Annotated in this window: 14 protein-coding genes; 9 read left to right on the top strand and 5 right to left on the bottom strand. The window is 59.4% G+C overall.

Annotated elements, in window-relative coordinates; translation table 11 throughout:
• Nucleotides 1–65: 65 nt before the first annotated feature.
• The 4 genes from ACTJI7_RS06595 (at nt 66) to ACTJI7_RS06580 (ending at nt 2353) form a co-directional block, all read left to right on the top strand.
• Nucleotides 66–935: a helix-turn-helix transcriptional regulator gene (locus tag ACTJI7_RS06595; RefSeq protein ID WP_440669916.1), complete on the top strand. Its 870-nt coding sequence runs from the start codon at nt 66–68 to the stop codon at nt 933–935.
• A gap of 139 nt (nt 936–1074) precedes the next feature.
• Complete coding sequence (locus ACTJI7_RS06590) at nt 1075–1404, top strand: type II toxin-antitoxin system RelE/ParE family toxin (protein WP_088205198.1); 330 nt, start codon at nt 1075–1077, stop codon at nt 1402–1404.
• Nucleotides 1385–1672: a helix-turn-helix domain-containing protein gene (locus ACTJI7_RS06585; RefSeq protein WP_126345076.1), complete on the top strand. Its 288-nt coding sequence runs from the start codon at nt 1385–1387 to the stop codon at nt 1670–1672. The genes ACTJI7_RS06590 and ACTJI7_RS06585 overlap by 20 nt, the downstream gene beginning before the upstream one ends.
• A gap of 78 nt (nt 1673–1750) precedes the next feature.
• Entirely contained in the window at nt 1751–2353 is a 603-nt protein-coding gene (locus tag ACTJI7_RS06580) for a hypothetical protein (RefSeq protein WP_063154762.1), read from the top strand.
• A 27-nt stretch (nt 2354–2380) separates the two neighbouring features.
• On the opposite strand, the gene nfsB is transcribed toward ACTJI7_RS06580, so the two are convergent.
• The 3 genes from nfsB to ACTJI7_RS06565 all read right to left on the bottom strand — a co-directional run bounded on the left by nfsB (nt 2381) and on the right by ACTJI7_RS06565 (nt 4103).
• Nucleotides 2381–3034, bottom strand: a complete 654-nt coding sequence (gene nfsB, locus ACTJI7_RS06575) for an oxygen-insensitive NAD(P)H nitroreductase (RefSeq protein ID WP_047367650.1) — start codon at nt 3032–3034, stop codon at nt 2381–2383.
• A 120-nt stretch (nt 3035–3154) separates the two neighbouring features.
• Nucleotides 3155–3523 (bottom strand): MmcQ/YjbR family DNA-binding protein, encoded by a 369-nt coding sequence (locus ACTJI7_RS06570; RefSeq protein ID WP_028012250.1) that lies wholly within the window; start codon nt 3521–3523, stop codon nt 3155–3157.
• Nucleotides 3513–4103 (bottom strand): TetR/AcrR family transcriptional regulator, encoded by a 591-nt coding sequence (locus ACTJI7_RS06565; RefSeq protein ID WP_028012251.1) that lies wholly within the window; start codon nt 4101–4103, stop codon nt 3513–3515. The genes ACTJI7_RS06570 and ACTJI7_RS06565 overlap by 11 nt, the downstream gene beginning before the upstream one ends.
• 190 nt (nt 4104–4293) lie before the next feature.
• Between ACTJI7_RS06565 and ACTJI7_RS06560 the strand changes: the two genes are divergently transcribed.
• Complete coding sequence (locus ACTJI7_RS06560) at nt 4294–5397, top strand: RomA family MBL fold metallo-hydrolase (RefSeq protein WP_047362673.1); 1104 nt, start codon at nt 4294–4296, stop codon at nt 5395–5397.
• A gap of 32 nt (nt 5398–5429) precedes the next feature.
• Nucleotides 5430–5771, top strand: coding sequence for a RamA family antibiotic efflux transcriptional regulator (locus tag ACTJI7_RS06555; RefSeq protein ID WP_028012253.1), 342 nt, complete (start codon nt 5430–5432; stop codon nt 5769–5771).
• A gap of 56 nt (nt 5772–5827) precedes the next feature.
• Here ACTJI7_RS06555 and ACTJI7_RS06550 read toward each other — a convergent pair whose 3' ends face one another.
• Nucleotides 5828–6076 (bottom strand): DUF1158 domain-containing protein, encoded by a 249-nt coding sequence (locus tag ACTJI7_RS06550; protein WP_041910998.1) that lies wholly within the window; start codon nt 6074–6076, stop codon nt 5828–5830.
• A 488-nt stretch (nt 6077–6564) separates the two neighbouring features.
• On the opposite strand from ACTJI7_RS06550, the gene ACTJI7_RS06545 reads away from it, so the two are divergent.
• The 3 genes from ACTJI7_RS06545 to ACTJI7_RS06535 all read left to right on the top strand — a co-directional run bounded on the left by ACTJI7_RS06545 (nt 6565) and on the right by ACTJI7_RS06535 (nt 13565).
• The gene (locus ACTJI7_RS06545) at nt 6565–9273 is read left to right on the top strand and encodes a cation-transporting P-type ATPase (protein ID WP_440670051.1); all 2709 of its coding nucleotides are present in this window, start codon (nt 6565–6567) and stop codon (nt 9271–9273) included.
• Nucleotides 9274–9356: 83 nt separating this feature from the next.
• Nucleotides 9357–10421 carry an efflux RND transporter periplasmic adaptor subunit gene (locus tag ACTJI7_RS06540; protein WP_047367653.1) on the top strand — a complete coding sequence of 355 codons (1065 nt, stop codon included), beginning with the start codon at nt 9357–9359 and terminating at the stop codon, nt 10419–10421.
• A 9-nt stretch (nt 10422–10430) separates the two neighbouring features.
• Nucleotides 10431–13565, top strand: coding sequence for an efflux RND transporter permease subunit (locus ACTJI7_RS06535; protein ID WP_440669911.1), 3135 nt, complete (start codon nt 10431–10433; stop codon nt 13563–13565).
• On the opposite strand, the gene ACTJI7_RS06530 is transcribed toward ACTJI7_RS06535, so the two are convergent.
• A complete protein-coding gene (locus ACTJI7_RS06530) occupies nt 13516–14637 on the bottom strand; it encodes a YbdK family carboxylate-amine ligase (RefSeq protein WP_248223178.1) in 1122 nt (373 codons plus the stop codon). The two genes, ACTJI7_RS06535 and ACTJI7_RS06530, sit on opposite strands and share 50 nt — an antisense overlap.
• Nucleotides 14638–14668 lie beyond the last annotated feature (31 nt).

Below are 14668 nucleotides of genomic sequence, written 5' to 3'. Positions count from 1 at the left end.
CCATCTGATAAACGGGTACCAGTTCTTGCTTATACTGGTACTGGCACTACCATGCAGGGGGATTTATGGCCTTGATGTCTGAACCCGTCACCTCACTTCAGGATGACACCCGAAAACAGCTGGGGGCATTTTTACGTGCCCGGCGGGAAAGCCTCGATCCCCAGCGTCTCGGCCTGCCGCGCAGCGGTCGACGGCGCACGCCGGGCCTGCGCCGGGAGGAGGTGGCGATGCTCGCTGACGTGGGCGTGACCTGGTACACCTGGCTTGAGCAGGGCAGGGACGTCAACCCCTCCAGCGCAGTGATGGCCACCATCGCAAAAGCGCTGCAGTGCACCCCGACCGAGGCCCGGCATCTTTTCGTGCTCGCCGGCTTGCCGCCGGGTGAAGCCCCGCAGGCGGTCTGCTGCGAGGGCATCAGCGAAGGCACGCGCCGCCTGCTTGATACCCTGATGCCTAAACCCGCCAGCATTCAGAAGCCCAACTTCGACATCGTCGCGTGGAATGACAGCTTCGGGCACCTGATGGGCGTTGATTTCAATGATATCCCGCCGGAAGACCGCAACTGTATTTACCTGTTCCTTACCCATCCGGCGTGGCGCGCGCGTCTCGGCAGACGCGACGACGTGCTGCCGATTTTCGTCTCCTATTTCCGCGCGGCGATGGCCGAGCACCGGGGCGACCCGCTGTGGGAAGCCAAACTGGCGCGCTTCTTCGCGGTGTCCGAAGAGTTCAAAACCCTGTGGCACCAGCGCAACGACGTGCGCGGCGTAGAGAACCAGCTCAAGCTGTTTACCCATCCAGAACTGGGAGATTTTACGCTGCAGCAGATGTACTGGTACTCCGCGCCACGAAACGGATCGCGGCTGCTGGTGTATCTCCCGGTGGATGAGGCGGGGGAAAGGGCGATGGAATGGCTGGCCGGGCAGGGGAAATAAGTATTTTGCGAGGGGCTTTCAGGGAATCAAAGCGGGTCCGGTTCTTCCTGTTAAAAATGGGTAAGGTGGGACACGAAAAGCTAAATTAGCCTTTAATGCAAATTGCCTTATATGCTAATATCATCAGGGATGAAAGATCGTGTTCAGACTTATCGTTCATGAGGCGGTAAGGGAAGAGATTCTCTTACTGCCTGCTGGGGTGAAGGCGAAGCTGATTCGCCAGCTTGATAAATTGCGTTTAAACCCGACGGCTCTTCGGGAACCTGACAGCAAACCATTGCCGCATGGCCTGTTTGAAATAAGGACCGTTGGGCTGATCCATACCCGAGGTATCTATGTTTACCCGCGGGAAAAGACGATTTTTCTTTTGCGCGTGTTTGTTAAGAAGACGCAAAAAACGCCCTCTGCTGAACTTCGTCTGGCACTGAAGCGACAACAGGAGATGTTGGATGAGCAAGAAGATTATTGACTGGAATGAACTCAGGGCTGAACTGTTAAGCGATTCAGAGGTTCAGGCTTCCTTTGATGCAGAAGAGCGCAAGGAGCGTTTGCGGGAGATGCTGGCGCAATGGCGCAATCATGCTGGCCTGACGCGCGCCCAGGTGGCGGAGCGGATGGGCGTCAGCGCACCAACGGTATCAAGAATGGAAGCGAATATTACCCGGGCAAGTCTCGATACATTAACGCGTTATGCGCTGGTGTGCGGGATCAAGCATCCGCAGATTACGCTCTATTGACGCTTAATCAACTTGCTGAATTTACGCGATTTCTATTGGAAGTTAAGTTGACTATACTTATGCGATGAGAAACAACTAATGTCGCCACTAATGATTGATTCCGCAGAGTTCAGCCAAAAACTTGGGCTTATCTCCCGAAACGTCGAACATACCGAAGCATTTCTGGCGCGGGGTACTGCGGATTTTCATCTGCCGGGGTTCTTGCTGCCTGTCGGATACCGGCTTTTAAAATCGCGTTATGGTGATGAATATCGTCTCGTGACTACCGATGACGGTAAGCCTTATACGGCGTATGCCGTGAAGCTTACATTTCATAAAGAAATTACCTTTCCCCACGGTGCCGCCACGCAGGTGATGGTATGGCGCACCCCGCGCGCCGTCCACCAGCGCGTAATAAGCGGATTACCGCAATTATTTTTCCAGTGGGTGCTCAGCGAATACGACATCGTAGTCTCCGACAGCGAGCAAACGGGGGACGGGCAACGGTTCTGGCTGTGCATGATCGACTGGGCGTTCACAATGAACTATCGCATTAGCGTGGCAGACGGTACAGTGGGAGAAGAATGGACGTTAACGCCCGTAAACTCTTACGCCGAGCTGGAAGAGCGCTGGATTGCCTTTGCCTGGGGAAGCGATCGCGATGTACATCCACACCGCAGGCTGGTTATCAGTAAAACGTAACGGGCCGCGTGCAGCGGCCCGTTTGAATCAGCACTCGGTCACAATCGTGCTCAGCGGCAGACGAGACTTCGGCAGCGTGGCGTTAAAATCTTCCACGCTGTGGTGCCCGACCGGGACCACCACCAGGCTGGTGAAGCCTTTCTCTTTCAGGCCAAACTCTTCATCCAGAATCGCCGCGTCAAAGCCTTCAATCGGCACCGCGTCCAGACCCATCGCGCCCACGCCCAGCAGGAAGTTACCGACGTTCAGGTAAACCTGTTTCGCCATCCACTGGTCGTCATCTTTCAGATCCACACGGTGCATGTCGGCGAAGTAGGTGCGGCCCTTATGGTTCGCGGCTTTGGCTTCCGGCGTGTTGAAACGGCCATCGGCCTCTTCCTGGTCGACAACGCGTTCCAGCCAGGCGTCGTCCATCGCGGTTTTCGCGCAGAACACCACCACGTGAGAGGCGTCCAGCATTTTGCGTTCGTTGAACACGTAAGTGCCCGCGGCGGATTTCGCCACGCGGGCTTTTCCTTCCTCGGTGCTGGCCACAATGAAGTGCCACGGCTGGGAGTTGGTGCTGGACGGGCTGTACTGCAGCAGGGTTTTGATTTTCTCTGCTTCTTCAGCGGTCAGTTTTTTGGTTGGGTCGAACGCCTTGGTAGAGTGGCGTTTCAGGGCGACAGAAATGATATCCATGACTACTCCTGGTAATGAAATTCGCCCGTGCGCGGGCGCGAAAGGAGAGCAGATTACCGCGCGAAGCGGCAAAAGATAAGTGCGATTCGAGCGGTTATACTGTTCGGCACAGACGAACAATCAGGCAGGGCGTATCCATTTCTGGTCTTTTTTCGGCAGCTTATCGACGACCAGGTTCCACGAATCCTCGATCAGGTCGGCGACCAGTTCTGGCGTGATGTCCTCGGTGCCGTAGAGCGAAATCCAGTGTTTTTTATTGAGGTGGTAGCCCGGCTCAACGCCACGGTAAATCTGCTGATTTAACAGGGATTTTTCCGGGTCGGATTTCAGGCTAACGTGGGGGCGTCCGTGCGCGGTGGCCATCAGCATAAAAATTTTCCCGCCCACCTTAAACACGTCGTACTCGGGGCCAAACGGCCAGCAGTGTTCGGTGAAAGGCATCTCCAGCGCGACGCGTTTTGCGTGCGCCTGCAGGGATTTACTGTCCATCGTTATCCTCCTGAGCCAGCCCGCGCCACATGGCTTCGAAACCCAGCGCTTTAAAATCGGTGGCGCGGGACGGATCGCGGGTGGCAAACTCCATGGTGGTTTCCGCCAGCGATAAGAAAAGCGCATCGCCAAACGTTTTGAATTCATCGGACATAAACACCGGGCGCACCGAACGGCGGCATAGCTCGTGAAGTTCCGGAAACATCTCTTTCACCGCCTGTTCCGTTTCAGCGCTTAGCTTTTCACTCACGCCAATCTGGCGGATCGCCGCATGCGCCACGGGGTTACGAATCCCCCAGTCCACGTAGCTGTTCCAGATATTGCGGGTATGCTCTTTAGGAAGCGTGAGGGTGCGATCGAGGTTCGCCAGCATGGTCTGGCAGAGATCCTGCTTGAGGTGCAGGTAAAGGGCATTCAGCAGATCGTCTTTAGTAGCAAAGTAGCGAAACAGCGTGCCTTCAGCGACGCCCGCATTACGGGCAATTAACGCCGTTGAGGCGGCAATACCTGACTGTGCAAATGCCACCGTCGCGGCTTCCAGTAAGGCCTGTTTTTTATCTTCACTCTTCGGACGTGCCACTAAATTTTTCCCCCTTTCAATTATAAAAACCCTGATTGAAACACGTGCTTTGACACGCTGCAACGCGGAATGTCAAAGATCGAAAACGTCTTGACGACTTTATCATCATATCTATAATGAGTGCTTACTCACTCATAATCAAGTTTCCCTCGCGTAAACCATCGGATGGCGCGCGTTTTCGGGTCAGGATATGAAAAAGCCTCTCTTCATCTGCGTGGTGTTCCTCATGATTATTGCTTCAGCTGCGAGTTTACCGTTTGTTCTGAATGCCGGATTTGGCCAGCCGCCGCAGGGTGCGCAGCTCACGGAAGTGGAGGCTTCTCCGCACTATCGCGACGGGAAGTTTCACAACGCGCTCCCGACGCCTGGCTTTACCGGGCAGCAAAACATGCTGGTGGCGTGGTGGCAGTTCCTGACCCGTAAAACCGAAAACGCTCGTCCGGCGCAGCCGCTGCCGCTGGTGAAAACCGATCTGGCGAGCCTGCCTCTGGAGCAGGATACGCTGGTGTGGCTCGGCCACTCCTCGTGGTATATGCAGCTGGCGGGAAAACGCATTCTGATCGACCCGGTCCTCGGCAACTACGCCGCGCCGTTCTCGTTCCTCAATAAAGCGTTTGCGGGAGAGTATCCGTGGCGCGCGGAGAGCATGCCGGAAATCGACCTGCTGATTATCTCGCACGATCACTACGACCATCTGGACTACGCCACCATCCGGGCGCTGCTGCCGAAGGTGAAGCGCGTCGTCACGCCGCTCGGCGTGGGATCCCACCTGCGCTACTGGGGAATGAAGCCTGAAATTATCGACGAACGGGACTGGAACCAGTCGGTGCACATCAGCGATGCGCTGACGGTTCATGTCCTGCCCGCGCGCCACTTCTCGGGGCGCGGCATTAAGCGTGACCAGACCCTGTGGGGCAGCTTCATGTTTGTCACGCGAGAGCAGAAGGTCTACTACAGCGGCGATTCCGGTTATGGCCCGCACTTTAAGGCCATCGGCGAGCAGTTTGGCGAAGTGGATTTAGCCATCATGGAAAATGGCCAGTACGACCAGGACTGGAAGTACATCCACATGCTGCCGGATGAAACGGCGCAGGCCTCGGCGGACCTCAATGCGAAAGCGGTGGTGCCGGGGCATAACGGACGCTTCGTGCTGGCGAAACACACCTGGAACGATCCGCTGATCCAGCTGGCGCGGGCCAGCAAGGACAAAAATTATCGGCTGCTGACGCCGGAGCTGGGTGAGCCGGTCCGGGTGAGCGATAGCACGCAACAATTTCGTGAGTGGTGGGAATAATGTTGAACCAAGAAACAGAGGGGGAGAGCAGCATGACGATTTCCGCTCAGGTCATTGATACGATTGTCGAATGGATCGATGACAACCTACACCAGCCGCTACGCATCGAAGAGATCGCCCGCCACGCGGGTTACTCCAAGTGGCATTTACAGCGGCTGTTTATGCAGTACAAAGGCGAAAGCCTGGGGCGCTACATCCGCGAGCGCAAGCTGCTGCTGGCGGCGCGGGATCTGCGTGAATCTGACGAGCGCGTGTACGAAATCTGCCTGCGCTACGGCTTTGAATCGCAGCAGACCTTTACGCGCATCTTTACCCGCACCTTCCATCAGCCGCCCGGGGCTTACCGAAAAGAGAACCATAGTCGGGCGCATTGAAATTGACGAAACAAAGGCCGGGTAAGGCATCGCTGCTACCCGGCTTTTTTATTGGCCTACGACGCCAGTGAAAACCAGCGGCGCCAGACGAAACGCAGGATGAAGAATTCGATAGCGCCGAGCAGTAAAAACCACACGCAGAACAAAATGGTGTAAAGCTGGTTCAGATCGACCATATGAAAGGTTTGAACCAGCTTCTGCGCCAGCACCAGACCCAGTGATGGCGCGGGTAGCAGTAAGCAAGAGATCAGGGCCATCAATAAAATGCCCCCCGCAGTCAGCAGCGATTCCAACGGGTGTTTCATCGTAATGTTAATCGTCAGTTAAAAATGTCATTGTCCGGCATCCTTTAACGTAAAGCAATATCAACCCGTCGGCCCTTTTTTAATTAAATAATTCCTTCCCCCGAAGAATAATGCGCGGAAGGAGAATAATTTAATCCTGATGATTAAATTAATATCGCGCTATGTAAATAAATGTCTACATCACGAAAATAATTTTACAAACATATAGGTGCTATATCCAATTAACGTCGCAATAACAATGGCTGCGACAATGTATAACGCCAGGCGCCGTCCGCGATAAATACCAAACATGGTTCCCCCTCGTTTAGGATTGGTTTAGAAATATTTTGTAAAAATCAGCTCGTCGAAATAATTTTAATCAATTTTGAATAACCCAGTGGTAAATATATTGCGGTAGATCAATTTTACCCGCAAGACTTTAAAATCAATTTATTTAAGCCAGAAAGGAATTCAGGCTTCTGTTCACCGGATATTGAAGGAAAAATATGATGACCGAAAAAAAATACTCCCCAAACGTGCCGCCTTCCGGCGGGCTGGCATACCAGCAGACCGCAGAGCAGGTGCTTACCCACGTGCAGAGCCAGGCCAGCGGTCTGGATCGTGCAGAGGCGCAGGCGCGTCTGCAAAAAACAGGGCCGAACGCGCTGCCGGAGAAAAAAGGCAAACCCGCCTGGCTGCGTTTTTTGGCCCATTTTAACGATGTGCTGATTTATGTCCTGCTGGCCGCCGCGGTATTAACGGCGGTAATGGGCCACTGGGTTGATACGCTGGTAATTTTGGGCGTGGCGGTCATCAATGCGCTAATTGGCCACATTCAGGAAAGCAACGCGGAAAAATCGCTGAAGAGTATTCGCAATATGCTTTCCAGCGAGGCGCGCGTTATTCGTAACGGCAACCATGAAACCATACCGACGACGGAAATAGTTCCGGGCGATATTATTGTATTGCGCGCGGGGGATCGTATTCCGGCGGATATGCGTTTAATCGAGGCGCATAATTTACGCGTGGAGGAGGCGATTCTGACCGGTGAGTCCACCGTGGTGGATAAACACACGAATCCGCTGAGCGGCGAATTACCGCTGGGCGACCGCACCAATATGGTCTTTTCCGGGACGACCGTGAGCGCAGGCGGCGGCGTCGGCGTGGTCACCGCGACCGGTAAGGATACGGAACTCGGCCACATCAACCAGATGATGGCAGGCATTGAAAAACACCGCACCCCGCTGCTGGTACAGATGGACAAGCTCGGTAAAGCCATCTTCGTCATTATTCTGGCGATGATGGCCGCGCTGTTCGTCTTCAGCCTGATGTTCCGCGAGATCCCGATGGGCGAGCTGCTGCTCTCCCTGATCAGCCTGGCGGTTGCCTCCGTACCGGAAGGTCTGCCGGCGATTATCTCCATCATCCTCTCCCTGGGCGTGCAGGCGATGGCGCGCAAGCGGGCGATTATCCGCAAGCTGCCGACGGTTGAAACCCTGGGCGCGATGACCGTGGTCTGCTCGGATAAAACCGGGACCCTGACCATGAACGAGATGACGGTCAAAGCCGTCATCACCGCCGATGCCTGCTACCGCGTAGACGGCAACAGCTACGAGCCGGTAGGCAATATCTACCTGGAAGGCAGCGACGAGCCGGTCCACATCCAGCCGGGCACCGTCCTGGAGCAGTACCTGCGCACCGTTGACCTGTGCAACGACAGCCAGCTGATTCAGGACGAGCGCGGCCTGTGGGGCATCACCGGCGGGCCAACCGAGGGCGCGCTGAAGGTGCTGGCGGCCAAGGCCCACCTCGAGCCGGTCGTGACCACGCTGGTTAACAAGATCCCGTTCGATTCTCAGTACAAGTACATGAGCACCCACTACCAGATTGGCGGTGAGGAGCAGATTTTGATTACCGGCGCGCCGGACGTCATTTTCGCCCTGTGCAACCAGCAGCAGACGCGTAACGGTGCGCAAGCGTTCAACCGTGCGTACTGGGAAACGGAGATGGAGCGCTATGCGCGTCAGGGGCTGCGCATGGTTGCCGCGGCGTTCAAACCGGCGAACGGCGAGCAGGAGCTGACGCACGACGACTTGAGCCACGGCCTGATCTTCCTCGGCATCGCCGGAATGATGGATCCGCCGCGCCCGGAAGCGATTGATGCGATTAACGCCTGCCAGCAGGCGGGGATCCGCGTCAAGATGATCACCGGCGATCACCCGCAGACGGCGATGAGCATCGGCCAGATGCTGGGGATCACCAACAGCGAGCAGGCGGTTACCGGCTATCAGCTGGAGAAAATGGACGACGCCGAGCTGGCGGAAGCGGCAGTGAAATATGACATCTTCGCCCGTACCAGCCCGGAGCATAAGCTGCGCCTGGTAAAAGCGTTGCAGGATAAAGGTGAAATCGTCGGCATGACCGGTGACGGCGTAAACGATGCCCCGGCGCTGCGCCAGGCGGACGTCGGCATCGCGATGGGCATTAAGGGCACGGAAGTCACCAAAGAGGCGGCGGACATGGTCCTGACGGACGATAACTTCGCCACCATCGCCAGCGCGGTGAAAGAGGGGCGTCGCGTTTACGACAACCTGAAGAAAACCATCCTGTTCATCATGCCGACCAACCTGGCGCAGGGGCTGCTGATCGTGATTGCGCTGCTGGCGGGGAACATCATTCCGCTAACGCCGGTGCTGATTCTGTGGATGAACATGGCGACCTCCGCCACGCTCTCCTTCGGCCTGGCCTTTGAGGCCGCCGAGCGCAACATCATGCGCCGCCCGCCGCGCCAGACCGGGCAGCACGTGATGGATGCCTACGCCGTATGGCGCGTGGCCTTCGTCGGCACCATGATTGCCATCGCCGCCTTTGCGCTTGAAGCCTGGCTGGCCCCGCGCGGGCACAGCGCGGAGTTCATCCGCACCGTGCTGCTGCAGATGCTGGTCTGCGCCCAGTGGGTGTACATGATTAACTGCCGCAACACCGAAGGGTTCTCCCTCAACCGCGGCCTGCTGGCGAACAAAGGGATCTGGCTGGTGACGGGCGTACTGTTCCTGCTCCAGGCGGCGATTATCTACCTGCCGTTTATGCAGATGCTGTTCGGCACCGAAGCGCTGCCGCTGCGCTACTGGTTCGTGACGCTGGCGGTGGCTGGGGGGATGTTCTTCGTCGTCGAAATCGAGAAGCGACTGACCCGCAGGTTCCGTAAGGCTGCATAACGAAAATCTTACCCCTCACCCTAACCCTCGCCCCTTTGGGGAGAGGGCCGGGGTGAGGGGAGAAACAACGCTGAGGTACTCCCATGAAACTTCCACTCCTGTTCGCCCTTCTTGTCAGTACCCTGCAACCCGTCTTCGCCGCCGCGGTCCCCGTTCGCGTCGCCACCGTGGAGCAGACCGCCCACGCCGCCGAGCGCCAGATCCCGGGCCGCATCGAAGCCATTCACACCGTCGAACTGCGCGCACGCACGGAAGGCGTGATAACGAAAATCAACTTCCGCGACGGGCAGTACGTGAAAAAAGGCGACGTGCTGTTCGAGCTGGACGACGCCGAGCCGCGCGCTGCCCTGCGTCTGGCGCAGGCCGAAGTGAGAAGCGCTGAAGCCACGCTGCGTCAGGCGCAGCAGCAGCTTTCCCGCTTCGAAAGCCTGGGCAGCAGCAACGCCATCAGCCGTCACGACGTGGACAACGCCCGCATGCAGCGCGACGTGGCGAGCGCCGCGCTGGAGCAGGCGAAAGCCCGGCTCGACACCCGCAGCGTCACCCTGAATTACACCCGCATCACCTCGCCGATTGACGGTCGCGTGGGCCACAGCCAGTTCCACGTGGGCAGCCTGGTGAATCCTGCCAGCGGCGTGCTGGTGGAGGTGGTGCAGCTCGATCCCATCCGCATCGCCTTTGCGCTGGAAGAGGGAGCGTTTGCCACCAAAGCCGGACAGCACGCGGATATCAGCGCCATGAAGCAGGCCTGGCAGGCGCTGATCGACAGCAACGGCCAGCGCGTCGGCGGGGAACTTACCTCCGTGGACAACCGGATCGACCCGCGCACCGCCAGCGTGATGCTGCGCGCCGAGTTTGCTAACCCGCGCCACCAGCTGCTGCCCGGCGGCAACGTGAACGTCTACCTGCGTCCGGCGAGCGAGCAGCCGGTGCTGACGCTGCCTGCCGCCGCGGTCCAGCAGAACGGCGACGGGTTCTTCGCCTGGGTGGTTAACGCCGACGGCAACGCCGAAAGGCGCCCGCTGAACGTGGCCGGCCAGATCGGCCAGCAGTTTCAGATTGCCTCCGGCGTGAAGCCCGGTGAGCGAGCGATTACCGACGGCGCGCAGCGCGTGCAGCCCGGCGCTGCCGTCCAGATACTCAATTAAGGAGCCATCATGCTGACGTTTTTCATCAAACGCCCGCGCTTCGCGATGGTGATTGCGCTGGTCATCACCCTGCTGGGGGCCATCGCGCTGAGGATTATTCCGGTAGAGCAGTATCCGCAGATCACCCCGCCGGTGGTGAATGTCTCTGCCAGCTGGCCGGGCGCCAGCTCGGCTGACGTGGCGGAGGCCATCGCCACGCCGCTGGAGACGCAGCTTAACGGGGTGGATCATATGCTCTATATGGAGTCCACCAGCTCGGATGAAGGCACCTACAGCCTGAACATCACCTTTGCGGCGGGGACCGATCCGGACCTCGCCGCCATCGACGTGCAAAACCGCGTGGCGCAGGCCGTGGCGCAGCTGCCGACCGAGGCACAGCAAAACGGCGTGCAGGTGCGCAAGCGCGCCACCAACCTGATGATGGGTGTAAGCCTTTACTCACCGAACAACACCCACACGCCGCTGTTCGTTAGTAACTACGCCAGCACCCAGGTGCGCGAGGCGCTGTCGCGTCTGCCGGGCGTGGGGCAGGTGCAGATGTTTGGCGCGCGGGACTACAGCATGCGCATCTGGCTGCGTCCGGACCGCATGAACGCCCTGAACGTGACCACCGATGACGTGGCGCAGGCGCTGCGCGAGCAGAACGTACAGGGGGCGGCGGGCCAGATCGGTACGCCACCGGTATTCAACGGCCAGCAGCAGACGCTGACCATCAACGGGCTGGGGCGCTTAAGCCAGGCCGAAGACTTTGCCGACATCATTATTCGCGCCGGGGAGATGGGCCAGCTGGTGCGCCTGAAGGACGTCGCCACCATCGAGCTCGGCTCGCGCAGCTACAGCTCGGGCGCACAGCTGAACGGGCATGACTCTGCTTACCTTGGCATCTACCCGACGCCGTCCGCCAACGCCCTGCGCGTGGCCGACGCGGTGCGCGCGGAGCTGGAGCGTCTCTCGACGCGCTTCCCGGACGACCTGGTCTACGAGGTAAAATTCGACACCACCACCTTCGTTGCCGCCACCATTAAAGAGATTGGCGTCTCGCTGGCGCTGACCATGCTGGCGGTTGTGGTGGTCGTTTCCCTGTTCCTGCAAAGCTGGCGCGCGACGCTGATTGTCGCCCTCGCCATTCCGGTGTCGCTGGTGGGCACCTTTGCGGTGCTCTACGCGCTCGGCTACTCCGCCAACACGCTGAGCCTGTTCGCCATTATTCTGGCGCTGACCATGGTGGTGGATGATGCCATCGTGGTGGTTGAGAGCGTCGAAACCCTGATGGCGGAAGGGCAGAGCCGCACGGCGGCGACCGCGCTGGCGCTGCGCCAGATCGCCGGGCCGGTGATTGCTACCACGCTGGTGCTGCTGGCGGTGTTTGTGCCGGTGGCGCTCCTGCCGGGAATTGTGGGCGAGCTGTACCGCCAGTTCGCGGTGACGCTCTCCACCGCCGTCACGCTCTCAAGCCTGGTGGCGCTGACCCTGACGCCCGCGCTCTGTGCCATGCTACTGCGCCCGCGTCCGGCGAAGCCTGCCGCCATTTTCCGTGGGTTCAACCGTGGGCTGGACGCCACGCGCACGCTTTACACCCGGATAGTGAGCGTATTCAACCGGCGTCCGTGGCTGGCGCTGCTGGCCACCGCAGGCGCGGCGGCGGTGGTGGCGTTCAGCTTTATGTCGATGCCAAAGGGCTTCCTGCCCCAGGAAGATCAGGGCTACTTCTTCGCCAGCGTCCAGCTGCCGGAGGCGGCCTCGCTGGAGCGCACCGAAGCGGTGATGGCTACCGCGCGCGCGCTGATCGCTAAAAACCCGGCGGTGGAAGACGTCATTCAGGTCTCCGGGTTTAACATCCTCAACGGCACCAGCGCCTCCAACGGCGGGTTTATCTCCATCATGCTGAAGGACTGGAGCGAGCGCCCGCCGCTGGACGAGGTGATGGGCACCCTTCAGCGCCAGCTGCTGGCCCTGCCGGAAGCGACCATCATGACCTTCGCGCCGCCGACGCTGCCGGGGCTGGGCAACGCCTCTGGCTTCGACCTGCGCATTCAGGCGCAGGCGGGGCAGAGCCCGGCGGAGCTGGAGCGCGTCACGCGTGAGGTGCTGGCGAAAGCCAACCAGCATCCGCAGCTGAGCCGCGTGTTCACCACCTGGAGCAGCAACGTGCCGCAGCTGACGCTGACCGTTGACCGCGAGCGTGCGGCCCGCCTCGACGTGCCGGTGTCGCGCATCTTCAGCAGCCTGCAAACCGCCTTCGGCGGTACGCGCGCCGGGGATTTCAGCGTCAACAACCGCGTCTACCACGTGGTGATGCAGAACGAGATGCAGTGGCGCGAGCGCGCGGAGCAAATCAGCGAGCTGTTCGTGCGCAGCAACAGCGGCGAGCGGGTGCGTCTGAGCAACCTCGTCACCATCACGCCGACCGTCGGCGCGCCATTTATTCAGCAGTACAACCAGTTCCCGTCGGTATCGGTAAGCGGTTCGGCAGCGGAAGGGGTAAGCAGCAGCACCGCGATGGCGGCGATGGGCGAAATTCTGGCGCAGAGCCTGCCTGCCGGGTACGACTACGCCTGGAGCGGCATGTCGTATCAGGAGCAGCAGACCGGCAACCAGGCGGTATGGATTGTGCTGGCGGCGGTGGTGATGGCGTGGCTGTTCCTCGTCGCCCAGTACGAGAGCTGGACGCTCCCGGCGAGCGTGATGCTCTCGGTGCTGTTCGCCATCGGCGGGGCGCTGGTCTGGCTGTGGCTGGCGGGCTACGCCAACGACGTGTACGTGCAGATCGGTCTGGTCTTGCTGATCACGTTAGCGGCGAAAAACGCGATTCTTATCGTGGAGTTCGCCCGCGCGCGGCGGATGGACGGGATGGCGATTGTCGATGCCGCGCGGGAAGGGGCATCGCGCCGCTTCCGCGCGGTGATGATGACCGCCGTGTCGTTCATCATCGGCGTCCTGCCGATGATGCTGGCGACCGGGGCGGGTGCCCAGAGCCGCCGCATCATTGGCACCACGGTGTTCAGCGGCATGCTGGTGGCAACCGTGGTAGGGATTGTGTTTATCCCCGCGCTGTTCGTGCTGTTCCAGCGCCTGCGCGAGTGGGGCCACGGCCTTACGGACTCGTCGCCCACAGCTCGCAGTGCTTCTGAACCAGAGAAATAAGCGAGCCGCCGTCGGCGATGAAGTCCCGCATGCGCTGCGCCTCGCTCTTGCCCTGCTTTAACAGCAGGGCAATTTCATTAATTGCGCTCGTTGCGCCGAGCTTCTCGGCCGACGACGCAACCTGCTCCAGCAGCCAGGCGATATCCTCCGCCACGGTTTTGTGCTCGCCGGTATGCACGTCCGTCAGAACCCCCTCCAGCCCGTAGCGACACGCCTGAAAACGGTTAAAGCGGTACAGCAGAAAATCCCGCTCCTGATGCTTATACGGCCGCGTGGTCAGCAGCCAGTGAGACGTGGCCTGGATCAGCCCGGCGATATTAATCGCGTGGCCGAGCGTCAGCGGGGTATCCATCACCCGTACCTCAACGGTGCCAAAGTGCGGGCTGGGGCGAATATCCCAGTGCAGATCTTTAATGCTGTCGATCATGCTGGTAGCGCTCAGGCGGCGGAACAGCCCCTCGAACTCCTGCCAGCTGTTAACCCACGGCATCTGGCCGTTATCCGGGAACCCGGAGAAGATGTTGAGCCGCGACGAGGAGAACTTCGTGTCGGTGCCCTGCATGTACGGCGAGGCGGCCGCCAGGGCGATAAAGTGCGGCACAAAGCGCGACAGGCCGTGCAGGAGGTAAATGGCGTCATCCCCGGTCCGGCAGCCGACGTGCACGTGCTGGCCGAACACCGTTGCCTGCAAAATCAGGTAGCCAAAGCGCTCCAGCGTGACGTTATAGCGCTCGTCGTCGCACACCTCCTGACGCTGCCACTTCTGGAACGGATGCGTCCCGCCGCCGCAGATCTGAATATGCTGCTCCGCCGCCGCGCGCAGGATGCTCTGCTGCATCACCGAGAACTGCGCCGCCGCCTGGTCAATGTTCTGGCACACGCCGGTGGCGATTTCGAGCATGCTTTCGGTGATATCGTGTTTGACTTCACCGCCTTTGATGTCGTCTTTGACGGCGGCGATAAGCGCGGAGGAGTCCTGGCTCAGATCGTAGCCCGGCGGGTTAACCACCTGCAGTTCGAGTTCGATGCCGAGGGTGAACGGTTCAGAGGATTTGAAATCAGGTAAAGGCATGGCGCACTCCGTTGTCTGTTGTGTGTTGAGT

It is taken from the genome of Enterobacter sp. 22499 (assembly GCF_052044815.1).
GTDB lineage: Bacteria > Pseudomonadota > Gammaproteobacteria > Enterobacterales > Enterobacteriaceae > Enterobacter > Enterobacter bugandensis.
Note: the sequence above shows the minus strand (reverse complement) of the source record. Positions and strands in the feature narration are given on the sequence as shown.